General features: G+C 67.8%; 21 protein-coding genes. 7 read left to right on the top strand and 14 right to left on the bottom strand.

Translation table 11 applies throughout. The features are described 5' to 3' along the window. The first annotated feature begins 282 nt into the window (after positions 1-282). Positions 283-747 carry a hypothetical protein gene (locus tag HWX03_RS27975; protein WP_244132798.1) on the top strand — a complete coding sequence of 155 codons (465 nt, stop codon included), beginning with the start codon at positions 283-285 and terminating at the stop codon, positions 745-747. Positions 748-822: 75 nt separating this feature from the next. Here the strand turns inward: HWX03_RS27975 and HWX03_RS27970 are convergent, their stop codons facing one another. Beyond that, positions 823-2,235, bottom strand: coding sequence for a discoidin domain-containing protein (locus HWX03_RS27970; RefSeq protein ID WP_175873479.1), 1,413 nt, complete (start codon positions 2,233-2,235; stop codon positions 823-825). 266 nt (positions 2,236-2,501) lie between these two features. Between HWX03_RS27970 and HWX03_RS27965 the strand changes: the two genes are divergently transcribed. The 3 genes from HWX03_RS27965 (at position 2,502) to HWX03_RS27955 (ending at position 5,918) form a co-directional block, all read left to right on the top strand. After that, positions 2,502-3,923 (top strand): PLP-dependent aminotransferase family protein, encoded by a 1,422-nt coding sequence (locus HWX03_RS27965; RefSeq protein ID WP_175873478.1) that lies wholly within the window; start codon positions 2,502-2,504, stop codon positions 3,921-3,923. Between the two features lie 187 nt (positions 3,924-4,110). Then, positions 4,111-4,869 carry a hypothetical protein gene (locus HWX03_RS27960; RefSeq protein WP_175873477.1) on the top strand — a complete coding sequence of 253 codons (759 nt, stop codon included), beginning with the start codon at positions 4,111-4,113 and terminating at the stop codon, positions 4,867-4,869. Positions 4,870-5,030: 161 nt separating this feature from the next. After that, complete coding sequence (locus HWX03_RS27955; RefSeq protein ID WP_175873476.1) at positions 5,031-5,918, top strand: DMT family transporter; 888 nt, start codon at positions 5,031-5,033, stop codon at positions 5,916-5,918. Here HWX03_RS27955 and HWX03_RS27950 read toward each other — a convergent pair. From HWX03_RS27950 to HWX03_RS27910, 9 genes are all read right to left on the bottom strand, one after another. Beyond that, positions 5,907-6,821, bottom strand: coding sequence for a LysR substrate-binding domain-containing protein (locus tag HWX03_RS27950; RefSeq protein WP_175873475.1), 915 nt, complete (start codon positions 6,819-6,821; stop codon positions 5,907-5,909). The two genes, HWX03_RS27955 and HWX03_RS27950, sit on opposite strands and share 12 nt — an antisense overlap. 193 nt (positions 6,822-7,014) lie before the next feature. Beyond that, positions 7,015-8,211, bottom strand: a complete 1,197-nt coding sequence (gene fdhA, locus HWX03_RS27945; RefSeq protein ID WP_098551258.1) for a formaldehyde dehydrogenase, glutathione-independent — start codon at positions 8,209-8,211, stop codon at positions 7,015-7,017. 253 nt (positions 8,212-8,464) lie between these two features. Further along, positions 8,465-9,655, bottom strand: coding sequence for an HlyD family efflux transporter periplasmic adaptor subunit (locus HWX03_RS27940; RefSeq protein ID WP_175873474.1), 1,191 nt, complete (start codon positions 9,653-9,655; stop codon positions 8,465-8,467). Continuing rightward, positions 9,655-11,493 carry an efflux transporter outer membrane subunit gene (locus HWX03_RS27935; RefSeq protein ID WP_175873473.1) on the bottom strand — a complete coding sequence of 613 codons (1,839 nt, stop codon included), beginning with the start codon at positions 11,491-11,493 and terminating at the stop codon, positions 9,655-9,657. The genes HWX03_RS27940 and HWX03_RS27935 overlap by 1 nt, the downstream gene beginning before the upstream one ends. Positions 11,494-11,495: 2 nt before the next feature. Beyond that, positions 11,496-12,434 carry a glycosyltransferase family 2 protein gene (locus HWX03_RS27930; RefSeq protein ID WP_175873472.1) on the bottom strand — a complete coding sequence of 313 codons (939 nt, stop codon included), beginning with the start codon at positions 12,432-12,434 and terminating at the stop codon, positions 11,496-11,498. 10 nt (positions 12,435-12,444) lie between these two features. Then, on the bottom strand, positions 12,445-14,040 hold the full coding sequence (locus HWX03_RS27925; RefSeq protein WP_175873471.1) for a DHA2 family efflux MFS transporter permease subunit: 1,596 nt from the start codon (positions 14,038-14,040) through the stop codon (positions 12,445-12,447). Next, a complete protein-coding gene (locus tag HWX03_RS27920) occupies positions 14,037-15,320 on the bottom strand; it encodes a nucleotide disphospho-sugar-binding domain-containing protein (protein WP_175873470.1) in 1,284 nt (427 codons plus the stop codon). The genes HWX03_RS27925 and HWX03_RS27920 overlap by 4 nt, the downstream gene beginning before the upstream one ends. 17 nt (positions 15,321-15,337) lie before the next feature. After that, positions 15,338-15,907, bottom strand: coding sequence for an isoprenylcysteine carboxylmethyltransferase family protein (locus tag HWX03_RS27915; RefSeq protein ID WP_027781337.1), 570 nt, complete (start codon positions 15,905-15,907; stop codon positions 15,338-15,340). A gap of 67 nt (positions 15,908-15,974) precedes the next feature. Beyond that, on the bottom strand, positions 15,975-16,877 hold the full coding sequence (locus tag HWX03_RS27910) for an alpha/beta hydrolase (RefSeq protein WP_175873469.1): 903 nt from the start codon (positions 16,875-16,877) through the stop codon (positions 15,975-15,977). Between the two features lie 720 nt (positions 16,878-17,597). On the opposite strand from HWX03_RS27910, the gene betI reads away from it, so the two are divergent. From betI to betA, 3 genes are read left to right on the top strand one after another with little or no spacing between them, the layout of a single operon-like run. Then, a complete protein-coding gene (betI, locus tag HWX03_RS27905; protein WP_174430979.1) occupies positions 17,598-18,182 on the top strand; it encodes a transcriptional regulator BetI in 585 nt (194 codons plus the stop codon). A gap of 32 nt (positions 18,183-18,214) precedes the next feature. Then, the gene (gene betB, locus HWX03_RS27900) at positions 18,215-19,684 is read left to right on the top strand and encodes a betaine-aldehyde dehydrogenase (RefSeq protein WP_175873468.1); all 1,470 of its coding nucleotides are present in this window, start codon (positions 18,215-18,217) and stop codon (positions 19,682-19,684) included. A gap of 16 nt (positions 19,685-19,700) precedes the next feature. Then, on the top strand, positions 19,701-21,401 hold the full coding sequence (gene betA / locus HWX03_RS27895; protein WP_175873467.1) for a choline dehydrogenase: 1,701 nt from the start codon (positions 19,701-19,703) through the stop codon (positions 21,399-21,401). Between the two features lie 86 nt (positions 21,402-21,487). Here the strand turns inward: betA and HWX03_RS27890 are convergent, their stop codons facing one another. The 4 genes from HWX03_RS27890 to HWX03_RS27875 form a co-directional block, all read right to left on the bottom strand. Next, positions 21,488-22,072 carry a dual specificity protein phosphatase family protein gene (locus HWX03_RS27890; protein WP_175873466.1) on the bottom strand — a complete coding sequence of 195 codons (585 nt, stop codon included), beginning with the start codon at positions 22,070-22,072 and terminating at the stop codon, positions 21,488-21,490. A gap of 6 nt (positions 22,073-22,078) precedes the next feature. After that, a complete protein-coding gene (locus HWX03_RS27885) occupies positions 22,079-22,573 on the bottom strand; it encodes a hypothetical protein (protein ID WP_174430975.1) in 495 nt (164 codons plus the stop codon). Next, positions 22,570-23,712, bottom strand: coding sequence for a glycosyltransferase (locus HWX03_RS27880; protein WP_175873465.1), 1,143 nt, complete (start codon positions 23,710-23,712; stop codon positions 22,570-22,572). The genes HWX03_RS27885 and HWX03_RS27880 overlap by 4 nt, the downstream gene beginning before the upstream one ends. Positions 23,713-24,072: 360 nt before the next feature. Next, positions 24,073-25,185 carry a hypothetical protein gene (locus HWX03_RS27875; protein ID WP_175873464.1) on the bottom strand — a complete coding sequence of 371 codons (1,113 nt, stop codon included), beginning with the start codon at positions 25,183-25,185 and terminating at the stop codon, positions 24,073-24,075. Positions 25,186-25,191: the final 6 nt, after the last annotated feature.

The following is a 25,191-nucleotide window of genomic DNA, read 5'->3' as shown; positions in this document are numbered from 1 at the left end:
TGAACCAGTTTGCTATCCTGTTCGGCGAGCGATTTATGCAGGCGCGTGGATAACGTGCTGTTCAACCGCCTCGCCCACAAAAATGCGGACAGGTTCCGATGCGCCCGTGGACCGCGAATGCCGATTCACACGTATCAACTATCATTCACGAAGCGACTCATTTCCACGACACTATGTCGTCAACCGATGACCAATACACGATTACCCCGTTGCTCCCTGGGTGGGGACGATCACATCCCGAGTTGTCAATCAACAACGCCGACAGCATCGCGGGGTACGTCGTTGACATTGACTAAATTCCTAACAGCGCTCGCGCTCGCGTTGAGCTGCACACAATCAGTATTGGCATGTGAAGGTCCGTCGAACTTGCCGGGTTGGGATTTTGATGTTCGATTCAGCAAGGATTCGAGCGACCTGTCCATCGCCGAACTGGCGAAGCTGTCAGTATGGTCGACCGACATGCGCAGCCGCTTTTCCATTATCGATGCGGTGTCGATTGTCGGACTGGCGGAACCGACGGAGAAAGATCCGAAGGCTCTTGCTCAACAACGTGCCGCGAACGTCAAGGCTGCATTGGATCAATTTTCGATTCGAGGAGAACGAAATTCCATCATCGCGCGAATCTATAAGTTGCCGTTTCCCGCGAGCGAGTTCGACGATACGGGGCGTCGCGTCGAGATCACGTTCGGCCCAGGGTGCCCTGACCACTGTTGCCCGAACCTGAACCCGATACCCAAGACGCACTGACACGACACGGTCCATTTACCGGCCCGCGCAACGCGGGCCGTCTTCCCTCTGCCTTTCACAGCTTCCGGCTAGCGCTTACGATCCCCACACCTGCATTTCATCGAGCGAATACCCCCACTGCGTCGCTCGCTTCGTGCCGACCATCCGCACGTAGCGGCCCTGGGCGTTGAGGTTCGGCAGCGTGACGTGGCCGTACGACACGCCGTTGCTCGTCGAGTAGACCGTCGTCCAGTTCGCGTTGTCGTTCGACGTCTGGATCTGATAAACGAGCGCGCCGGCGTCCCAGTACAGATCGACGCTGCTGATCTTCTTCACCACGCCGAGATCGACGGAGATCCACTGCGGATCGACGCCCGCGCCTTCCGGCGAATCCCAGCGCGTGCTCGTCGTGTTGCCGTCGAACGCCTTGTCGGCCGTCAGCGACGTGTTGTAGCTGGCCGATGCAGCGGCCGGACGCCCCTGTGACAGCAGCGTCGGCTGCGCGGCCGCCGGGCCGCCGTAGTAGTTCGCGCCGAGCTTCGCCTTCGTCGCGTCGGCATTCACGCCGAACTGCGACAAGCTCCAGCGCTGGCCGGTCGTCACGTCGCCGACGTAGAGCTGATAGCCGCCCGCCGTCGTCGACGAGAAAAACAGGTAGTTCGTACCACTCACCGGTGCCGGGTCCGAATTGTTGCTCATGCAGTCGTTGAGCGCCAGCGCACTCGGCGTCGAGGCCGGGTCGGCCGTCTTCGCATAGATCTGGTCGGCCCCGCCGCTGTCCTTCCAACGTGCGTAGTACACCATGCCATCCGCACGCACGGTCGGATAGTACGTCTGCAGCCCGGCCGGACGATCGAACACGGCGGTCGCGCCGGTCGCGATCGTGCGCTTCATCAGCCCCATGTTCGAGCCGGTGCCGGTCGCGTAGTACACGGCGCTCGCGTCCGGCGCGAGGAACGGCATCGAGTATTCGGCGCCGGCCGGCGCGTTCGTCAGACTCACGACCGACGTGAACGCCGGGCCCGCGCTCGTGTACGACAGCGTCGCCTGCTTGACGTCGCCGTTCTGCTTGAACACGAGCGTCTTGCCGTCCCTGCTGAACTTCGGGTCTTCGTTGCGGGTGGCGCCCGTGCTGTTCGTCATGTTGACGGGCGGCGTGCCGGCGCCGAGCTGCAGCATGAACACGTTCCATGCGCCGTTGCTGATGCCCATGAACGCGAGCCACTTGCCGTCGGGGCTGAACACGCCGTTCATCGGATCGGTGATGCCCCACGCGCCCTTGCTGAGTTGCGTCAGCGTATGGGCCGAGAAATCGTAGAGGAACAACTGGCTCGTGCCGTCGCCGTACTTGACGTAGCTGTGATAGACGAGCTTGCCGGTCAGCGCGGCGGGGAACGTCGCGTTCGACTGGGCGGCGGGATTGTTGACGCAGGCTGCGACTGCCGCGCCGCTGAACAGGTTGAGGGCGATGCCGGCCACGAGGCCCGCGACCAGGGTCTTCAGTTTCACGCTGGATGCTTCCGGGTAAGGTAAGGACGCCACAGAAAAGGACTCGCGCGACACGCGCGGGCGTCACGGATTCGCGGTCGAGCAGCGTGAATTCCGTATCGGTCGGACAGCGGGAACAAAGCTTGCGAGAGGATGCCCGTTCGTCAGACGAAAGAACAGGATCAGAGCGCTCAAAAAACATGCGGATCAGCGATTTGGGGCGCGCTTGCACGTGACGGCTGCCGTACTACTCTTTGTCATCTAGGTCCAACGGCCGGAGGGTACGCATGAAGCGTTATGCGGCGCTGGCACAGACGATTGCCGACGCCATTCGACGCGGCGACCTGGCGCCCGGCGCGCGCATTCCCACGGTGCGTGCGGCATGCCGCGCGTATCGCGTGAGCCCGTCCACGGTGTTTCGTGCGTACTACGCGCTCGAAAGCGAGGGCCTGATCGTCGCGCGGGCGCGCTCCGGTTATTTCGTTGCGAACCTCGCGGACAAGCACGTGCGCTTCGGCCACGATCCGCCGCGCAAGCCGGGCGCCGCGCAAACCGGCGACGACGATGCGCTGTTGCGTCTGCTCGACTCGCTCAAACGCGACGACATCGTGCCGCTCGGCTCGGCATTCGCGAGCTATTCGCTGTTCCCGATGAGCAGCCTGTGGCGCTACGTGGCATCGGCCGCCCGCAACATGGACCGCACGAAACTGCTGGACGGCTTGCCGCCCGGTAACGAAGCGCTGCGCCGCCAGATCGCGTTGCGCTACCTGAACGCGGGCGCGTCGCTGCCTCTTGAGGAAATCGTCATCACGACGGGGGCGACCGAAGCGCTGACGCTCAGCCTGCGGGTGCTGACGCGCCCGGGCGACATCGTCGCGATCGAACGGCCGGCATTCCACGCGGTGCTGCAGGCCGTCCAGTGCCTGCACCTGAAGGCCGTCGAGATTCCGGTCGACCCGCGCACGGGCCTCGACCTCGACGCGCTCGCCGAGGCGCTCGACACGCATCCGGTGCGCGCGTGCTGGTTCATGACGTCATTCCACAACCCGACCGGCGCGACGCTGACCGACGAACGCAAGCGCGCGCTGATCGACCTGCTCGCGTCGCGCGGCGTGCCGCTGATCGAGAACGACGTGTATGGTGAACTGCAGTTCGGCACGGCCCCCACGCGCCCCGCGAAACTGTATGACGACAGCGGGCTCGTCCTGCATTGCGGATCGTTCTCGAAATGTCTCGCGCCCGGGTTCCGGATCGGCTGGGTCGCGGCCGGCCGCTTCGTGCAGCAGATCCGCGAGGCCAAAGGTGCGAGCGCACCGGCCGCCGACGTACCCGCGCAGATGGCGATTTCGAGCTACCTGCGCGACGGCGCATACGATCGTTTCCTGCGCAAGCTGCGACGCAATCTCGCCGCGCACCAGGCGCAGATGCTCTCGGCCGTACGTGCGTACTTTCCGGCCGACACCGAAGTGTTCGCGCCGCGCGGCGGGTATTTCCTGTGGATCGAACTGCCGCCGCACATGGATGCGATGCACCTGTTCGGCGATGCGATGGAACACGGCGTCAGCATCGCGCCCGGGCCGATCTTCTCCGCGACCGGCGGCTTCCGCCGCTATTTGCGACTCAACTACGGGCGGCCATGGACACCGGCCGTCGAGCGTGCGCTGGAGACGCTCGGCACGCTCGCGGCCCGACAGCGGCACGGCGGCTAGCGCGAAACATGCGGAACGCGACGCGCGACATGTACTTGCGTTTCGCGCGCGAACGACCAAAAATTAAGCGGCAGGCAGTTGCGGACGAACGGGTTCCACGCGTCCGATGTTATGGAGAATGGCATGAACACCGCATGCGAACGACCGCCGATGTGTAGCCCGACGATAGCGTCCACCGGTCGCTGACATGCGCGTCCTGCCCAACCGAAGTGTCCGCGCGCGCGATGCCTGGCGTGCCGTGCTGAATGCACGCGCCGAATCGCGGCACGCGACGTGCTGCCGCTGCCGCGAATGTGGTTTCGTGGCGTTCCGCGCGCTCGAGCACTGCCCCGTCTGCGGTCGATGGAACTGGCCGTTCGAGCCGATCGACCGCACACCGGCCGACGCGCACGCCGCCCATGCGCCGCGGTCGTTCCATACGTGGTCGTCGCGCGTCGCCCGCGCGCTGCGCAACGCGGCTTTCCAGCGGCCGCGCGCGTCGAGCGCGCCGATCCTGAGCATCCTCACGCTCGTGCTGATGGTCGGCGGCTACGTGACGGTCGACCAGACCTGCAAGGCCGATCCCGTTTGTCGCGGGTCCGGTGCGCCGACCGCCGTCGCGACCGAAACCAGGCTGCCCGCGTCGAACGATCCGCTCCTGCCGGTCGTGCCCGCCCCTGTCTACCCGTTTCATTCGCCTGATCAAACGCAAGTGGCGGCCAATCCGCCACCGGACGCCCCGCTCGCCGTCAAACCCGCTCGCAGGATGGCGGTTGCACAAGCCGCGCCGTCGTTGCGCGCGCCTGACCGGACACGCGCCAGCGCAGTCCGCGCGGCCGACTGGAAAGGCAGCCGCAACACCGCCCATCGCACGCGCGCGGTCCGCCGCGTCAGCCTGCACACCGGGCACCCACGTCGCGCCGCACCCAGCAACACTCAAATCGCGCAACTCTATCGCGGCCACTGAGCGCGTGATCCAGGCCCGCGCGCCCGTCGATTCAATTTTCTAAACCGCCCGTCACAAAACCTCGTTTGCGTCGCGACGGACGCATGACGTTCAATGGGTCATTCGCCCGCGCCGGCGCGTATCGCACGCCGGTCGCCCGATCCACCGAACGGAGCCTGTCGATGAATGCACTGCAGCTCGTGACCCTGGCTGCCATCTGGGGCGCGTCCTTCCTGTTCATGCGCATGGGCGCGCCGGAATTCGGCGTCGTCCCGCTGATCGCGCTGCGCGTCGCGATCGCGGCCGTGCTGTTGTCGCCGGTGCTGCGCCACGCGCAGGCGCGACGGGAATTCCGCTCGCACGTCGTGCCGCTGTTCGTCGTCGGCATCGCGAATTCGGCGCTGCCGTTCTGCCTGCTGACCTACGCGGCCCTGTTCGTGACGGCCGGCACCGATTCGATCCTGAATGCGACGACCCCGCTATGGACCGCGATCGTCGCGTACGTGTGGCTGCGCACACCGCTAACGAAACCGCAGGCAGTCGGCCTCGCGCTCGGCTTCGCCGGCGTCGTCGTGCTCGCCGGCTCGGCGCTCGGCGCCGGCACGCCCGGCGCGCCACTCGCGATCGCCGCCGCGATGCTCGCGACGCTGTCGTACGGATTTGCCGCGCACTACTCGAAGCGCAAGCTCGCTAACGTGCGGCCGTTCGTGTCCGCGTTCGGCAGCCAGTTATTTGCGGCCGTCGCACTCGTGCCGCTCGCGCTGCCGATGTGGCCGCAGGGCCCCGTGCACGCGTCCGCGTGGATCGCGGTCGTGCTGCTCGGTGTGATCTGCACGGCGCTGGCCTACCTGCTGTATTTCGGACTGCTCCGCAACGCGGGCGCGCAATACGCGGCGTCGGTCACGTTCCTGATTCCGGTGTTCGGCGTGGTGTGGGGCGCGATCTTCCTGCACGAGACGATCACCGTGCAGACGGTCGCCGGCTGCGCGATCATCCTGCTCGGCACCGCGCTCGCGACCGGCAAGCTCAAGGGCTTCGCCACGGCCGCCGTGCGCGGGTCACGCCAGTAGGTCGGGCGGGCCACGATCGTCGTCGCCGATCTCCCCGGCCAGCCAGTCGCGAAACGCGGCGATCTTCCACTCGTGCCGGCGCGCTTCGCTGCACACGACGTAATAGGAGAACTCGGTCGGCCAGGGCCGCGCGAGCACGCGAACCAGCCGCCCGGCCGCCACTTCGTCGCGCGCATAGATGTCGCGCACCAGCGCGATGCCCTGCCCCGCGACCGCGGCCTTGATCAGCAACGCATCCTCGCTGAAGCTCGCGCCGCGCGGCGCACGCGCATCCTCGATGCCCTGCGCGCGCAGCCACAGCACCCAGTCGGCGCGGTCGGCGTCCTGCAGCAGCGGGTACGACAGGCAGTCGGCGGGCGCGCCGATCGGGCGCGCGGGATCGAGTAGTCGCGGGCTGCACACGGGCCATAGCTCCGGCGTCCAGATGCGAAACGACGCGTGCCCGGGATAGCGGCCCAGCCCGTGCCGGATCGCGACGTCGACGTAGTCGCGACGCAGATCGACCAGTTGCGCGCGCGTCTCGACGGTGATTTCGATTTCGGGGTACGCGGCGTTGAACGAGCCGAGCCGCTGCACGAGCCACGTGTTCGCGAACGACGCGGTGGTCGTCACCGCGAGGCGGACGATGCGCCGATTCGCGCCATGCACGTTCGCCCACGCGGCCTCGATCTCGTTGAAGCCGCCGGCGAGCTGGTCGAACAGCGCGCGACCGGTGCCGGTCAGCTCGAGCTCGCGGCCGGTGCGCTCGAACAGGCGCACGGCGAGGCGATCCTCGAGATTGCGGACGTGCTGGCTGACGGCGCCCGGCGAAATGCAGAGCAGGTCGGCCGCCTGTTTCATGCTGCCGCAACGCGCCACTTCGACGAACGTGTGCAACGCGGCGAGGGGAAGTGACTTGGCCATCCGGGGATCGCCGCCGCGCGGCGGTGGAGGGTTCGGGAACGGGCGATGATTATCGCAGCAATTCCGCGCGGCCGGGATCGGGGTGCGCCGCGTTGCGCTGCACTCGCCGTCGCTCCCGCAACGAAAACGGGCGGCCCGTTTCCGGAACCGCCCGTTCTCACGTCACGCATCGTGCGTGTCGAACGCTAGCGCATCACGCCGCCAGCAACCCGTGCGGGTCGATGACGAATTTGCGCGGCGCGCCGCCGTCGAACTTCTTGTAGCCTTCCGGCGCCTGGTCGAGCGAGATCACCTCGACGTTGACGATCTTCGCGATCGGCAGCCGGTCGAACAGGATCGCCTGCATCAGGTTGCGGTTGTACTTCAGCACCGGCGTCTGGCCCGTGAAGAACGAATGCGACTTCGCCCAGCCGAGGCCGAAGCGGATGCTCAGGCTGCCGTGCTGCGCGGCCTTGTCCTTCGCGCCCGGATCGTCCGTCACGTACAGGCCCGGGATGCCGATCGCGCCGGCCGGGCGCGTGATTTCCATCAGCGAGTTCAGCACCGTCGCGGGCGCTTCCTCCGAATGGCCCGACGAGCCGTGGCCGTGCGCCTCGAAGCCGACGCAGTCGACCGCGCAGTCGATCTCCGGCACGCCGAGGATCTGTTCGATCTGCTCGCCGAGCGACGCGTCCTTCGACAGGTCGACCGTCTCGAACCCCATCGCCCGCGCGTGCGCGAGGCGTTCCGCGTTCATGTCGCCGACGATCGTCACCGCCGCGCCGAGCAGGCGCGCCGATGCGGCCGCCGCCATCCCGACCGGGCCCGCGCCCGCGATATAGACCGTCGAGCCGGGCTTCACACCCGCGCTCACCGCGCCGTGATAACCGGTCGGCAGAATGTCGGACAGGCAGGTCAAGTCGCGGATCTTCGCCATCGCCTGGTCGCGATCCGGGAATTTCAGCAGGTTGAAATCGGCATACGGCACGAGCACGTACTCGGCCTGGCCGCCGATCCAGCCGCCCATGTCGACGTAGCCGTACGCGCCGCCGGCACGCGACGGGTTCACGTTCAGGCACACGCCCGTATGCGTGTCCTTGCACATCGCGCAGCGGCCGCACGCGACGTTGAACGGCACCGACACGAGATCGCCGAGCTTCAGCGTCTCGACGTCGCGGCCCACTTCGACCACTTCGCCGGTGATTTCGTGACCGAGCACGAGGCCGACCGGCGCGGTCGTGCGACCGCGCACCATGTGCTGGTCGGAGCCGCAGATGTTCGTGCTGACCACTTTCAGGATCACGCCGTGGCCAATCGCGCGGCCAGTCGGATCGACCATCTTCGGATAATCGATCTTCTGGACTTCGACCTGGCCCGGCCCAAGATAGACGACACCTCGATTGCTGCTCATCGTATTGTCTCCATGTCTCGTTGGATGGCGCCGCGGCGCGCCGGCGCCATGCGGCGCACGCGCAACGTGCTGTTCGAGAGTAGTCCGGGAGGCAGGGGCGCCGATGTCTCAAACGCGACATGCGTTTGATCGGCGCCGACATCGATGGCGGAAATACGAAAGTCGGGCGGGAAACGACGGGAAAGCTTCGGGCGCGAGATGCACCGGGGATCGGACCGGCGCTTGCGGCCGGCCCTGCCTTGACCGGCCGGCGCTACCCGCCCTGATTCTCGCGGATGATCGCGGCGGCGGCCGCTTCCGCGTCGCTCGCGACGCCGTCGTGCACGCGCGTGCTGACGGCCGGCGTCGGCGGCTCGCTGTCGAGCGCGTGGCCGTTGCGGTCGTGCGTGTCGACCGTCGCGCGCATCGACAGCCCGACGCGCAGCGGATGCGCGACGAGATCGCGCGGATCGAGCGCGATCACCACCGGCACGCGCTGCACGACCTTGATCCAGTTGCCCGCCGCGTTCTGCGACGGCAGCATCGAGAACGCGCTCCCCGTGCCCGCCGAGAAACCCTGCACGCGGCCGCGATAAGCGATGCGCGAGCCGTAGAGATCCGACACGACCTCGACCGGCTGCCCGACGCGCATGTGGCGAATCTGCCCTTCCTTGAAATTCGCCTCGACCCACAGCCGGTTGAGCTGCACGATCGACATCAGCGGCACGCCGGGCCCGACCTGCTGGCCGACCTGCACCGAGCGCTGCCCGATCGTGCCGTCGACGGGCGCGACGATCGTCGTGCGCTTCAGGTTCCGGTACGCGAGCTTGAACTGCGCGGCCGCCTGCACGACGGCCGGGCTTTCGTCGACGGGCAACTTGCTGCCGAGCGCGCGCGCCGCGTCGAGCTGCGCCTGTGCGGCCGCGAGGTTCGCCTGTGCGCCGGCCACAGTCGCGTGCGCCCGCGCCAGTTCTTCCGGCGCGACGATCTCGACCGATGCGCCCGAACGCGCGGCGAGCGCGCGCTGCGCCAGCGACAGGTCGGCGCGCCGCGCATTCACGGCCTCGACGTACATCGTGTTCGAGATCTTCGCGTTCGCGACCTGGCGCACGGCCTGCGCGAGCTGCGCCTTCGCCTGCGCGAACGCGACCGACGCCTCGGTATCGTCGAGCTTCACGAGCGTCTGCCCTGCGCGCACGGCCTGCGTATCGGCGACCACCACGTCGGTCACGGCGCCCGGGATCTGCGCGGCGACCTGCACGATGCTGCCCGCGACGTACGCGTCGTCGGTGTCTTCGTAGTAGCGGTCGCTCAGCACCCAGTATGCGATCCACGCGATCGCGGCCAGCAGCACGATCGCGAAGAACACGGTGAAGCGCTTGCGGCGCGTCGCGCGGCGCGCGTCGAGAGCCGGGTCGTTCAGCGCGGCCGGCGGCGCGGCGGAATGAAGGTTGTCGTGGTGCATCAGTCGCTTTGCGTAACGATCAGACGATCGTGCTGGAAGACAGGGATCGCGGGCATCGGCGACGCGCCCCGCGTCGCGCTCGCCGAGGCCGTGCGCGCAAGAACGGGCGTGCCGCGCGGCGTCGCGTCGGGGTGGGTCGCGCCGATCGTGGACGGGCGCGCCGTGTCGTCGCGTCGTGCGGATTCAGGCGCGGGTGCGGTCGTCGTCGGGGCCGTGGCCGTGCTCCCCGCGGGCGCGTCGTTCGAAGGACTCGCCACCGGCACCCGGTTCGCGGCCACGGCAGCCGCTGCCCCGCGCCTAGTCGCCCCGCTGCGCGCCCGATGCACGGCCGGCGTCTGCGCCTGCGCGACCGTTGCGCCCGCATCGAACCCGCCGCCCAGCGCGCCGATCAGCCCGACCCGCAGCGTCCGCTGCTTGCCGAGCAACGCGATCATCTGCGCGCGCTCGTCGATCAGCGTGAGATCCGCGACATCGACATCCTTCTGCATCAGCACGCCGCGCCGATGCCGATCCGCCGCGATCTGCACGATCTTCTGCGCGGCCGCGACCGCGTCCTGCTGCTGCGCGACGAGCGTCTGCGACGTCTGCAGCGACGTGACGAGTTGCGCGACCTGCCCGAGCGCGTCGTCGACGGTCTTGTTGTACAGCCCGATCGCGACGTCGGCCTGCGCGACGTCCGCGCCGAGTTTCGCCTTCAGCCGGCCGCGATCGAAGATCGGCAGCGAGATCGCGGGGCCGACGGAGCCCGCGAGCGAATCGCGCGAGAACAGCGACGCGGGCGTCAACGCGAACACGCCGCCGAGCGCGACGAGGTTCACGTCCGGATAGAACTGCGCGCGCGTCGAGTCGGCGTTCGCGAACGCGGCCTCGACCCGCAGCCGCGCGGCGACGATATCGGGCCGGCGGCCGAGCAGATCGGCCGGCAGCCACGCCGGCACCGCGCCGCCCGCGAACGCGCCGACACGCGGCCGCTGCAGCGCGAGCCCGCGCTCCGGGCCACGGCCCGACAGCACGCCGAGTTGCAGTTGCGCGAGCTTGATCTGCTCGTCGTTCAGCGCGATCTGTTCGAGCAGGCGGCTGCGCTTGATCGATGCATCGCTCGCGTCGTACGCGTTGTCGAGGCCGCGCGCGGTGCGCTCGCGCAGCACGGCCGTCACGCGCTGGCTGATCTTCAGCTTCTGCTGCAACAGGTCGCGCACCGCGTACGCCTGGTCGAGCTGGCAATACACGGTGACGATCGCGACGGCGAGCGTGAGCCGCACCTGTTCGGCCTCGACGCCGGCCGCGTCGCGCAGCGACATCAGGCTCTTGGTCGCCGCACGGTTCTTGCCCCACAGGTCGAGTTGGTAGTTCAGCCCGACGAAGATCGACGACGGCGACACGTTCGGATCGCCGAAAATCTGCACCGGCACGCGATAGCCGCCGGCCGTGACGTCGGCGATGTCGCCGGGCTTCGGCATCCGCGCGCGGCTGACCGTCGCGCCGGCCGTGCCGGTCAGCCCAGTCAGCGAATCGAACTGCTGAAGCTGCGCCTGCACGATCCGCAGCCGCGCCTGCGCGACCTGCAGATCGGGGCTGTTTTGCGACGCCTCGGCGACCAGGTCGTCGAGCTGCGGATCCTGCAACTGCTTCACCCAGTCGGGTGCCGGCCACGCGCCGTTCGCGCCGGGGCCTGCGGTATGCGCGAGCGCATCGTCGGCCGGCGCGCGCAGCGACAGCGACGGCAGGAAGCCCGACGGCACGCAACCGCCCAATGCGAGCAATGCCGCGGCCGCCGCGATCATCGAGCCGCCCTTCACACCACGCGCCGAATCGGCCGCTTTCGTCAAACGCCGCATCGTCACCCCTGCCGAACGCGCTGCGCCCGCGCGGCCAGACGCGGCCGCGTGCGCTCGAGCGGGCCGAGCCGGCCGAACAGGCCGTCCGCGACGCCGAGGATGATGGCGGCCAGCTTCGCGCGCTTGTCGCGCTCGACGAGCGCGATCTGCACGACCTGCCACACGGTCAGCAGGTTCGGCACGAACGCCACCGGAAAGCGCAGCCCGTATTGCATCCCGAGCTGCACCGCATTGCGCGCGCTGTAGTAGCGCCGTTGCCACGAGTGATTCATCGACGTCATTTCAAAAGGGCCGATCGCATGCCGCTGTTTCGCGCCGATCCGGTGCGGCAGCACCAGCGACGGAACGACATAGAGCGGCACGTTGCGCGACAGCGCGCGGAAACTGTATTCGGTATCGACGTGATCGATGAACAACGTCTCGTCGAAACGGCCGAGCACGTCGAACGCGTCGCGCGACACGACGCAGCCCGACGAGATCAGGAACGCGCAGCGCTGCATCGGCGTGCCCGGCTCGATGCGCAGGCGACGCAAGCTGATCCCGTTGGTCGCGAGTTCGGGCAGGAAGCTGCGCGCGTTCTCGTCGAAGATGCGCGGGCCCGCCAGGAACGCACGCCCGGCGAGCCCCGCGCAGACATCGCGCATCGTCGGGAAATACGCGGCCGGCACCGACGAATCCTGGTCGAACAGCGCGACCGCGTCGACGCGGTCGCGAAACAGCGCCGCGAGCCCCGCGTTGTACGCGCCCGCGATGCCGCCGCGATTGCCGTGGTGCAGCAGTGCGATGCCTTCGCGCGCGCACAGCGTGCGGGCCCGCGCATCGGGCTGCGGCGTGTTGTCGACGACGAGCAGCGCGTCGCACGCGTGCCGCCATGCGCACAGCGCGTCGAGCTGCGGGTCGCTCGGGTGATACAGGATCACGAGTGCGCCGAGTGTCGTCATGGTCTGCTCCTCAATGCCCGAACGACGCGGCCGCGCCGCGCTTGGGCCGCGTCAGCCACATCATCGCCGCGAGCGCGAGACACGTCATGCTCGCCATCCAGAACATGTCGTTGGTCGCCATCATGTAGGCCTGCTGCATCACGACCTGATGCAGCGTCGTCAGCTCGCGCACGCCGTCCACGCCCATCGCGTTCAACGCATGCACGAAGCGTTGCGTGTTCGCCGATGCATGGGTAACCGATTGCGACACGACGTCGTAGTGATAGGTCGCGCGGTTGTCCCACAGCGTCACGCTCATCGCGGTGCCGAACGCGGCCGACAGCGTGCGCAGGAAATTCGACAGGCTCGACGCGGCGGCGAGCCGGTCGTCCGGAATGCGCGACAGCGTCGCGGCGGTCAGCGGGATGAAGAAGCACGGCAGCCCGATCCCCTGGATCAGCCCCGGCGCGGCGATCTGCGCGAACGTCATCCTCAGCGTGAAATGCGCGTCCCACGCGAGCACGGCCGCAAACACGAGGAAGCCGAACGTCGCTAGCACGCGCGCGTCGAAGCGGTGCGCATGCAGCCCGACGAGGATCGAGAACACGAGCGCGAGCACGCCGAGCGACGCGGTCGCGAGCCCCGCATGAAACGCGTTGTAGCCCATCACGGCCTGCATCCACAGCGGAAACACGACGCCGACCACGGAGAAGCTCATCATCCCGAGCGAGATGATCAGCACGCAGAACGAGAACGTGCGGTCGCGAAACAGGCTCAGGTCGACCACCGGATGCGCCTCGCCCGCTTCCCAGATCAGCAGCGACACGATCGCGAGCGCCGCGACCACCGCGAGCGTGACGATCAGCGGCGAATCGAACCAGCCGCGGTCGTGGCCGAGATCGAGCATCGCCTGCAGCGAGCCGACGCCGATCACGAGCAGCACGATGCCCGGCACGTCGATCGGGCCGGCCGCGCCGCGCTGCGCGTCGGGGCGCAGCATCGCGGTGCACACCGCGAACGAGAACAGCCCGATCGGCAAATTGATCAGGAAGATCCACGGCCACGAGAAGTTGTCGACGATCCAGCCGCCGACCACCGGCCCGAAGATCGGCGCGAGCAGCACCGTCATCGCCCACAGCGCGAGCGCGATCGTGCGTTTGTCCGGTGGAAAGGTGCGCAGCAGGATCGTCTGCGACAGCGGCACCATCGGCCCCGAACACAGCCCCTGCAGCGCACGGCAGATCACGAGCACGTGCAGGTCGCGCGCGAGCCCGCACAGCAGCGACGTCAGCGTAAACAGCAGCACCGCGCCGACGAACAGCCGTAGCTCGCCGACGCGCCGGGCGAGCCAGCCGGTGAGCGGCACCGCGATCGCGGCCGCGACCGAATACGAGCTGATCACCCACGTGCCCTGGCTATTCGACACGCCGAGACTGCCGGAGATCGCCGGCACCGCGACGTTCGTCACGGTCGAGTCGAGCACTTCGATGAAGGTCGCGAGCGACAGCGCGAACGTCAGCAGCGCGAGCCGGATGCCGCGCACCGGCTGCGCGGCCGGCATGGGCGCCGGCACGTCGAACGCGGACGGCGCGACGGGCCCGTCGTGAAGCGGCGACGCGGTGCTCATGCGCCGGCCACCGCGACATCGGCCCGCGCGGCCGATCGCCCGCGCCTGGGCACGAACCGTTCGATGAAATCGGCGGCCGCGCCGCAGCCGTCCGGCGCGGCCGCGAGCAGCGCGCGCGTCCGCTCCGCATGCACCGCGAACGCGGGCTCGTCGAGCACGCGTGCGAGCGCCGCGCCGAGCCGCGCGCCGTCGAGCGGGCCGTCGACCCGCACGCCGCAGCCGTTCGCGACGACGCGTTGCGCGTTGTCGAACTGATCGTGCGCGAACGGCGTGACGACCTGCACGATGCCGGCTTCGCACGCGAGCGCCGCCGTGCCGATCCCGCCGTGATGCACGAGCGCGCGGCAACGCGGCAGCAGCGTGCGCATCGGCACGAAGCGGCGCACGAGCAGCCGGTCGCCGTCCGGCGCGATGTCATGCGGCGTCAACAGGATCCCGCGCGCGCCGGTCGCGCGCAGCGCGTCCGCCACCGTGCGCGCATACGCCGCGTGATCGACGAGCGTCGAACCGGCCGTGAACACGACCGGCGGCTCGCCGGCCGCGAGAAACGCATCGAGTGCCGCATCATCGTCGGAGGTCGCAATATCGTTGAACAGCGGAAAACCGCTTTGCAGATGGTTCGACGGCCAGTCGGGCTGCGGCGGCGCGAACCAGCGGGGAAACAGGCACAGCACGCCGTCGGTCGAATGCAGCCAGCGGCCGAGCACGCGCCGCGCGGGCGCGAGCCCGAGCGCGCGGCGCACCGCGTCGAGCGCCGGGCCGCACACGCGGTCGAGCACCTGCCGCTCGATCAGCGTCATCAGCGCCGACTTCACCGGCAACGGCCAGCGCGCGGGAATCGTCAGGCGCGGGTGGGTCGGCGGCGCATGTGCGGACAGCAGCGTCGACGGCGACACCTGCACCGACACGTACGGCGTGCCGTGCAGTTCCTGCATGAAGCGCGCGGAGAATGCCCACAGCGTGCCGACCAGCACCGTGTCGGCATCGGTCAGCGCGCGCAGCGCGTCGTAATGCGGGCGCAGCGTCGGCGCAATCACCTGCCACAGCGTGCGGAACGACGTGCGCGGATCCCACAGCGCGGGGTTCGCCATCGCCGCGTCGTAGTCGGCCGCGGTACCGACCGGCACGAACGCGAACCCGCAGCGGCGCACGGCCGTCTCGAACGGCGCATGCGTGCAGAACACGACCTCGTGACCGCGCGCCGCGAGCGTGCGCGCGATGCCGAGCAGCGGATGCACGTCGCCCGCCGAACCGATCGCGGTCACGATCATCTTCGCCATCGCGCGCCTCGCGGGGGTCAGTAGAAGCCGGGGATCAGCGCCGCCACTTCGCGGCGATACTGCGCATAGGCCGGCCCGAAATACCCGGTCAGCCAGTTCTCCTCGACGCGCACCTTGTACGCGAGCGACGCGAACACGAGCAGCACGCCGATCGCGCCGCGCCATTCGCCGCCGATCAGCGCGGCGCCGACCAGCGCGATCAGGCAGCCGGTGTAGATCGGATGACGCACGAGCGCATACGGCCCCGTGCGCACGAGTTCGTGGTCTTCCTTCAGCGTGACCGATACGCTCCAGTTCGTGCCGAGGTGCAGCCGCGCCCATACCGAGAACAGCAGGCCGGCCACCAGCACCGCGAGCCCGCACTGCGCCTGCAGGCCGAAGCGCTGCCAGTCGGGCGCGAGCGCCTGCCACGACGGATCGGGCAGGATGATCAGCGCGCCGCCGACGATCAGCGGAATCGACTGCAGCGTGCGCGAGCGCGACGCCTCCTTGCGCACGGTCGTCTTGACGCCCTGCGACGTGGCGATCCAGTAAGCGAGCCACGCGGCCCACGGAACGACGATGGCGATGGTCTGAACGATATTCACGGCTGGCCTGCCTCGTTGGGATGGGAATTCGGATGCGCGGGACGCGCCCGCTGCACGACGGATGACGTCACGACGACAGCGCATGCATCGGCGCGGGCACGCACGCATGCGCGGCAGCGCGGGCGACCCCGTTCGCGACGGACGCCTCGCCGCAGAAAAAATCGAGCAACGCGGCACGGGTGTATTCGCGCTGCGCACGGCCTTCGATGTCGAGGAAATGGCCGGCGTCCGGCACCGTCGCGAACCGCGCGCGCGCCACGTGCGCGCCGAGCTGCCGCACGTCGGCCGGCGTCGTGTATTCGTCGCGCTCGCCGTTCAGGAACAGCAGCTCGCAGCCGATGTTCGAGAACTCGCTGAAGTAGCGCTCGGGCTGCAACGACAGGATCTGGTCGACGTGAAACGCGACCTGGTCCTGTTCGTCGCGCGGCAGGCGCGTGAGATACCGGTAGTTGTACAGCTTCATGATGCGCGGCAGATAGCGGCCGACGGTGTCGTTCAGCAACTGCGCGGCCTTGAGGTTCTCGCCGGCCGCGATGTGGTCGCGGGCGCGCGTCACGTAGTCGACCATCGCATCATTCAGGAACGGCGAGAACGAACAGATCGCCGCACGCCGCACGCTCGGGCAGCCGCGCGCGAGCGCGAACAGCGACGCGACGCCGCCCCACGACACCGACACGAGGAACGCCGGCGCGAAGCGCTCGACCAGGTACTGGAGGATCGCGGCTTCGTCGTCCTTGGTCAGGATGAAGCAGCCGGGGTTGTGCTGGCGCGACTGCCCCGCATACGGCAGGTCGAAGCAGATCGTGTTCATCCGCTCGCCGAGATACTGGACAGTCTGGCCGAACGACGCGGTCGTCGCGAGCGCGCCGTTGACGAGCATCGCCGTGTCGAAGGCCGGGTCGAACACGTTCCGTTCGACGTAGACCTTCAGACCATTCGGCAGCGGGACCACGTGTTTTTCGGTCGGCATCGTCGTTCTCCGGTGGATGCGGCGTCTCGACGTCGCGGCATGCTGCAGGTGCGCAATGGCTGGCGCCGACCCCGTGCGCGGTCGATCGACGCGCCGATTGCCGACGCACCGCGGCAATTGCCGGCGGCGCCATTCATTCCTTGTGGTGCGGCGCCATACTAATACGGTCGATATTACTTACTCAAGTCATTCCAAAAATCCCTCTACTCGGACCGGAAATACGCCAGATTCAAATTTATTTATCGATTTCTATGGTATGCAGAATCGCCAAAAGGGCGAACGCAATCGTTTGCGAACAGTCCTCATCAACGCTCACAAATTTCATATTCTCTATTTTTTTCAATGAGTTGCATTATTTAAATCGCCTGATTGAAACGGTTTTTAGAAAACTGCACACCTTCACAATCCGGTTTAACAATTTCACATTGTGAATAATATTGCATATTTCGACATTCTTTCGCTTTGTAATAGAAACGAGTGCAGAAACGGTTCTCCGCATTGCGTCATTTCTTCATGAGCCGTTTTAAACAGATTCAAACTTAATTAACCTTCTTTCAATTCGTTTTTCCGCACCTGCACATGGGCTGCGGGCGTGACGAATCCTCCCGTTTGGAACGCGACACGCCGTTCAGCCCCGATTTTTTGTTGATTGAACGATCAATAAAAAACCGCTAAGCTCTCGACTTCCATGGACGGCCCGTCCGGGCGAAGGGAGTCGCGATGCCGAAAGTCGGAATGCGGGAGATACGCCGCGCACAGTTGATCGATGCCACGCTGCGCTCGATCGACGAAGCGGGCCTGCCCGGCACGACGCTCGCATCGGTCGCGCAACGCGCGAACATCTCGACGGGCATCGTCAGCCATTACTTCGGCGACAAGGACGGCCTGCTCGAAGCGACGATGCGGCACGTGCTGCGCGACCTGTGGTCGGCCACCACGCGCCGCCGCGTCGCCGCACGCAAGGATCCGCGTTCGCGGCTGCGCGCGGTCGTCGCCGCGAACTTCGACGACACGCAGGTCAGCGCGCCCGTGATGAAGACGTGGCTCGCGTTCTGGTCGCAGAGCATGCACGACCCGATGCTCAAGCGCCTGCAACACGTCAACACGCGGCGCCTCCATTCGAACCTGTGCGCCGAATTCGCGAAGGCCTTGCCGCTCGCGAAGGCGCGCGAAGCCGCCAGCGGCCTCGCCGCGCTGATCGACGGCCTGTGGCTGCGCGGCGCGCTCGCCGGCGGCCCGATCGACACCCGAGCCGCTTTGAAGCTCGCCCACGATTACATCGACCTGCTGCTCGCGTCCGCCTGACGCGCGACGCAGTCGCCCTCAAGGAGATCCTCATGTCCGTATACGGTTTGCAGCGCCTCTACATCGGCGGCGGTTACGTCGACGCCACGAGCGGCAAGACTTTCGACACCTTCGATCCGGCCACCGGCGAACTGCTCGCGCAAGTGCAGCAGGCGAGCGCGGCCGACGTCGATCGGGCGGTTGCATCGGCGCAGGCAGGCCAGCGCGAATGGGCGGCGATGACCGCGATGCAGCGCTCGCGCATCCTGCGCCGCGCGGTCGACCTGCTGCGCGAGCGCAACGACGAACTCGCGGCGATCGAGACGCGCGACACCGGCAAGCCGATCGGCGAGACGCTCGCGGTCGACATCGTCACCGGCGCGGATGTGATCGAGTACTACGCGGGCCTCGCGACCGCGATCGAAGGGCTGCAGGTGCCGCTGCGCGCCGAGTCGTTCGTCTACACGCGCCGCGAACCGCTCGGCGTGTGCGCGGGCATCGGCGCGTGGAACTACCCGATCCAGATCGCGTGCTGGAAGACCGCGCCTGCACTCGCGGCCGGCAACGCGATGGTGTTCAAGCCGAGCGAAGTCACGCCGCTGACCGCGCTGAAACTCGCGGAAATCTATACGGAAGCCGGCGTGCCGGCCGGCGTGTTCAACGTCGTGCAGGGCGACGGCTCGGTCGGCGCGCTGCTCACCGGCCACCCGGACATCGCGAAGGTGTCGTTCACCGGCGGCGTCGAGACCGGCAAGAAGGTGATGTCGCTGGCCGGCGCATCGTCGCTGAAGGAAGTGACGATGGAGCTCGGCGGCAAGTCGCCGCTGATCGTGTTCGACGATGCGGACCTCGACCGCGCGGCCGACATCGCGGTGACCGCCAACTTCTTCAGCTCGGGCCAGGTCTGCACGAACGGCACGCGCGTGTTCGTGCACCGCTCGATCAAGGACGCATTCACGCAGAAGGTGCTCGAACGCGTGAAGCGCATTCGCGTCGGCAAGCCGACCGATGCCGACACCAACTTCGGCCCGCTCGTGTCGGCCGCGCAGCTCGACAAGGTGCTCGGCTTCATCGACAGCGGCAAGGCCGAAGGCGCGAAGCTGCTCGCGGGCGGCACGCGCCTGACCGACGGCCACTTCGGCAGCGGCCAGTACGTCGCGCCGACCGTGTTCGGCGACTGCCGCGACGACATGAAGATCGTGCGCGAGGAAATCTTCGGCCCGGTGATGAGCATCCTCGATTTCGAATCGGAGGACGAAGTGATCGCCCGCGCGAACGACACGCACTACGGGCTCGCGGCCGGCGTCGTGACCGAGAACCTGTCGCGCGCGCACCGCACGATCCATCGCCTCGAAGCCGGCATCTGCTGGATCAACACGTGGGGCGAATCGCCGGCCGAAATGCCGGTTGGCGGATACAAGCAATCCGGTGTCGGGCGCGAGAACGGCATCACGACGCTCGAGCACTACACTCGAATCAAGTCGGTGCAGGTCGAGCTCGGCCGCTACAACCCGGTGTTCTAAGACAAGGAGAGCCGTCATGACGACACGCGAATACGACTACATCATCTGCGGCGCAGGGTCCGCGGGCAACGTGCTCGCAACGCGCCTGACGGAAGATCCGGACGTCACGGTGCTGCTGCTCGAAGCGGGCGGCCCCGACTACCGCTTCGACTTCCGCACGCAGATGCCGGCCGCCCTCGCCTATCCGCTGCAGGGCCGCCGCTACAACTGGGCGTACGAGACCGACCCCGAGCCGCACATGGACAACCGCCGGATGGAATGCGGGCGCGGCAAGGGGCTCGGCGGCTCGTCGCTGATCAACGGGATGTGCTACATCCGCGGCAACGCGCTCGACTACGACAACTGGTCGACGCACAAGGGCCTCGAGAACTGGACGTATCTCGACTGCCTGCCGTACTTCAAGAAAGCCGAGACGCGCGACGTCGGCCCGAACGACTATCACGGCGGCAGCGGCCCCGTGTCGGTCACCACCAGCAAGCCGGGCGTGAACCCGCTGTTCGAGGCGATGGTCGATGCGGGCGTGCAGGCCGGCTATCCGCGCACCGACGACCTGAACGGTTATCAGCAGGAAGGCTTCGGCCCGATGGATCGCACCGTCACGCCGAAGGGCCGGCGCGCGAGCACCGCGCGCGGCTACCTCGACCAGGCGAAGGTGCGACCGAACCTCGAGATCGTCACGCACGCGCTCGCCGACCGCATCCTGTTCGACGGCAAGCGCGCGTCGGGCGTCACCTACCTGCGCGGCAGCGAGCGCGCGACCGCGCGGGCGCGCCGCGAAGTGCTCGTGTGCAGCGGCGCGATCGCGTCGCCGCAACTGCTGCAGCGCTCGGGCGTCGGCCCCGGCGCATGGCTGAAGGCACTCGACATTCCCGTCGTGCTCGACCTGCCCGGCGTCGGCCAGAATCTTCAGGACCACCTGGAGATGTACATCCAGTACGAGTGCAAGGAGCCGGTCTCGCTGTACCCGGCGCTCAAGTGGTGGAACCAGCCGAAGATCGGCCTCGAATGGATGCTGAACGGCACGGGCCTCGGCGCGAGCAATCACTTCGAGGCGGGCGGCTTCATCCGCACGCGCGACGACGACCTGTGGCCGAACATCCAGTATCACTTCCTGCCGGTGGCGATCAACTACAACGGCTCGAACGCGATCGAGATGCACGGCTTCCAGGCGCACGTCGGCTCAATGCGCTCGCCGAGCCGCGGCCGCGTGAAGCTGCGCTCGCGCGACCCGAACGACCATCCGAGCATCCTGTTCAACTACATGGCCGAAGCGCTCGACTGGCGCGAGTTCCGCGATGCGATCCGCGCGACGCGCGAGATCATGCGGCAGCCCGCGCTCGACCGCTATCGCGGCCGCGAGCTGAACCCGGGCGCCGACTGCAAGTCGGACAAGGAACTCGACGCATTCGTGCGCGCCCGCGCGGAAACCGCGTTCCATCCGTCATGCTCGTGCAAGATGGGTTACGACGACATGGCGGTGGTCGATGAAGAAGGCCGCGTGCACGGGCTCGACGGGCTGCGCGTCGTCGATGCGTCGATCATGCCGATCATCACGACCGGCAACCTGAACGCGCCGACGATCATGATCGCCGAGAAGATCGCCGACAAGATCCGCGGCCGCACGCCGCTCGCGCGTGTCGACGTGCCGTACTTCGTCGCGAACGGCGCGCTGGCGCGCAATGTCGCGAAGGCCGTGCGGCAACCCGAGACGGTCTGACGCAGACGGGCGCCCGGCCCGACCTCCGATGGTGTCCTGATGAAACGCCGCCGACAGCGATGTCGGCGGCGTTTTACTTTCCTGCGTCAGCCGCTGTTCACTTCCTGCCGCAAACGCTCGACGTCGACCTGCTTCAGGTAATTCGTGATGTTCCGCCAGACCGGATGAAATCCGTAGCCGCCGTGCTGCAGTTCATCGAGCGCCTGCTCGCGCGTCCAGCCCTGGTACACCATCCGGTACAGCGCGGACACGAGGCCCGTGCGATCGGCGCCGTGCTGGCAGTGGATCAGCACCGGGCCGTCCTGGTCGGCCGTGCGCAGCGCCTTCAGCGCGGTGACCATGTCCTGGTCGCGGATGTCCCACGTGTTGATGCGGATGCGCTGCATCCGGATCTGCGTGCCGGCCAGGATGGCGTCGTCCGCGTGAAACGACCGGAAGCTGATGACCTTGCGGATGCCGAGCTTCTGCAGTTCCGGTACGTCGGCGCGCGACAGCTGCGCGCTGCGGTACAGCGTCGGCGTGATGCGATGCAGGTTGTTCACGCGCGCATCGACGACGCTCTGCGCCCACTTGATCGGCCGGGCCGACACCTCGGAGGCCGGGTCCGCATGGGCCGGCTGCACGAGCGCGGCAAGCACGACGGCGAGCGAGGCAATGAAGGCGATTTTCATGTTGGTTCAATAGAATGCGCGCTTGCGCTCGCGGGACAGGACGAACAGCGCGATCGCGGCGGCGCTCATGGTCCAGTAGTCGGTCGGCGCCACGCCCAGCCAGTGGATATGCCACGGCACGTTGGCCGGGTTGAAGCGGGCAAGGCCATACGCCGGATTCAGCACGAACCACAGGAAGTCCTCGGTCAGCCAGAACACCATGATGCACGCGATGATCCGAGCCTCGATGCGCCACGACCAGCGCGCATTGAAGATGGGCGGCAGGTGGAAGAACAGCGCGACGAACGGAAACACCCACGCGTGGTAGCCGGTCATCGGCCGCCCGCCCCAGAAGAGGTCGAGCAGCCAGTGATGCTCGATGCGCCAGGTCGGCAGGTTCGCGGCCCAGCCCGCGCTGCCCTCGATCTGGATCTCGACGTTCGCGAAGAAATACGCGAGCAGCATGACCCATGCGACGACGAACAGCGTATGGCGCGTCGGCACGAAACGCGCGCCGCTCATGCGGCCGGCTCCAGGCCCAGCACGCGGTCGAGCACGAAGCGGCCGGCGAGCGGCCGCCCGAGCGGCGCCAGGCGGCGGCGCATGTCGGCCAGGCGTTCCGGCGTCTGCAGCAACGCACGGATCCGGTAGACGAGCGCATCGTCGTCGATGGCCTTCAGCGCGACGCCCTGTTCGAGCAGGAAATCCGCGTTGCGTTCCTCCTGGCCCGGAATCGGCGAGTTGACGATCATCGGCAACTGCATCGCGAGGCATTCGGAGGTCGTCAGGCCGCCCGGCTTCGTGATGACGAGGTCGGCACAGGCCATCAGGCGTTCGACTTGCTGCGTGAAACCCTGCGGAAAGAGCCGGCCCGGATGCTGCGCGGCGAGCGCCTGCAGCGACGCGAGCATCGCCTGGTTCTTGCCGGCTAGCGCGATCAGCTGGAAATCGTCGTCCATCCCGAGCAGGCGCGCGGCCAGCACGTCGAGCCCGCCGAGGCCCGCGCCGCCGGACATCATCAGGAAGGTCCGGCGCGCGGGATCGAGGCCGAACTCGGCCGCGCAGGCCGTGCGATCGAGCGGCTGGCCGAACGCCGGCATGATCGGAATGCCGCTCACGTGCACCGTTTCCGGTGCCATGCCGCGTGCGTGCATGCGCCATGCGATCTCGTCGTTGGCCGCGAAGTAGCCGCGCATGTGCGGCACGACCCACATGCTGTGCAGGTCGAAATCGGTGACCTGCACCCACACCGGTGTGTCGACGCGTCCCTTGCGGATCTCGCGCGACAGCAGTTCGGCCGGCAGGAAGTGCGTGCAGATGATCGCGTCCGGGCGCTGCCGCTCGATCTCGGCGAGCAGTTGCCGGCAATTGAGCCGCTCGATCGCGCGCCGGATCTTCTGCGAAGCGGCCGCAGGATCGACCTCGTCGGTCTTCTGGTACAGGTAGCCCCACAGCGCCGGCTGGCTGCTGACGAGCTTGATGTAGAGATCGGTGTAGAGCTTGCGGAAGCCGGTGGACACGAAGTCCATCACGTCCAGGTGCGTAGCGTCGATGCCGGCCGGATGGTGGTCGGCGAACGCGCGAATCGCTTCGGCCGCGCGGGTATGCCCGGCGCCGGCGCTGACGCTCAGGAGCAGGATTTTCTTGTTTTGCTTTGACATCTGACTGACCGTTTCGATGAGGGTGGCCCGGATGCGGATCGGCAGCGGCGCGATCGCGCAGCGGCAGCTTGCGTCCGGCTTTCTACAAGCCTGCCGGATCTTCAGCGATGCGGGCGGCCGGCTGGCCCGGTTCGGCCGATCGCCCGCATCGTCTGCGGAATCATACTGCGTCCGGTCGATGGGGCCCGGAACTGATGATGCCGCGCGGGCGGGCAGGTTGGGAGGGTGTGCGGTCGCGCGTCGATGCCGGCGGCACGACGCCCCCCTCGCGCATGCGAACGGGGCTCGGTATTTCTTCAGCGTGAGCTGGGTACTCGCGCGACGCGTTTCCGGTCGTCTCGATTCGGCGAAGGCTTCGTGTCAGCCCGCCTTGCCCTTGCCCTCGTCTTCGCCGAACCGGGGTATCGCGACGGTGCGCGTCCGCATCCGCTTGGCGCGAACGATCGGGTTCCACCGCGACGTCAGGCTCATCGCGTCGCGCAGGCGGTCGAACGCGACATCCTCCCGCGCCCCGAAGCGGCTGACCGCCGGCCACGCGAGCACGTGGTCGAGCCACGTCTGCCAGGTGTCGCCTTGAAAGCGGCGGCCGATTTCCCGCACCGTGTCCGGCGCGGCGATCGCGATGCCCGCCAACAGGTAGTAGGCCCAGAAGCTGCCCGCGCCGACGAGTTGATCGAGCCGGCACACGGCGAGCGCGGCAATCAGCCCGTCCACCGACGCGAGATCGGCGCGATGCGTGCGGATCGCCCGCGCGACGAGGTTGTGCTGCCCGCCGTATGCCTGAACGGAAACGCCGTTGCCGGCCGCGAGTTCGGCCGAGAACATCGCGAGCGCGGCCATCTCGTCGACGCGCGCTGCATCGTCGCGCGGGCCGCACGCGCGCAGCACGATCGCATCGATGACGGTGCCGGGACGGGCCGGCGTTTCCGCACTCGCTGCCACGACAGCGGTCAGCCTTTCTCTCAGGTTCTTCGCAGGCGGCGTCTCGCGCGGCCCGTCATGTTCGTTCGCGATGCTTGCGCGCGCGTCGTCGCCACTGCGCTCGACTTCGCCGGCAATCCGTTCGAGCGCGGCCCAGCCGACGTCGGGATCGTCGAATGCGCATGCATCGATCACGCCGTGCGCGGTGTCGAATACGGCACGCGAGCCGGGGCAGCAGCGTTCGGCTTCCGCGAGCTGCTGCGCGGAAGGCACATGTGAGCATGCGCCGAGCGGATCGGCCGGCTCGCATGCACAGCCGCCGCCGTCCGTCGCGATCCACGGGACCAGCCGTTGGAGAACCGCAGTCGCTTCGCGGGACAGGCTCGCACCCGTCCCCGCACGTATCGCGTGCGACGCAACGAAGGCCGCGTCGCCACCGTCTCCCGCCGCCGCGTCGAGATGTTCGATCAGGTACTGCAACCACGCGGCCGTGCGCAGCCGGTCGGGCGTCGCGCCGCGGGCGTCGCCATACTTTGCTGGATCGGTCAGCATGGGTCG

This window comes from Burkholderia sp. BCC0397 (assembly GCF_902832865.1).
Lineage (GTDB): Bacteria > Pseudomonadota > Gammaproteobacteria > Burkholderiales > Burkholderiaceae > Burkholderia.
The sequence above is the reverse complement of the archived record's forward strand: the minus strand, read 5'-3'. Positions and strand labels throughout refer to the sequence as shown.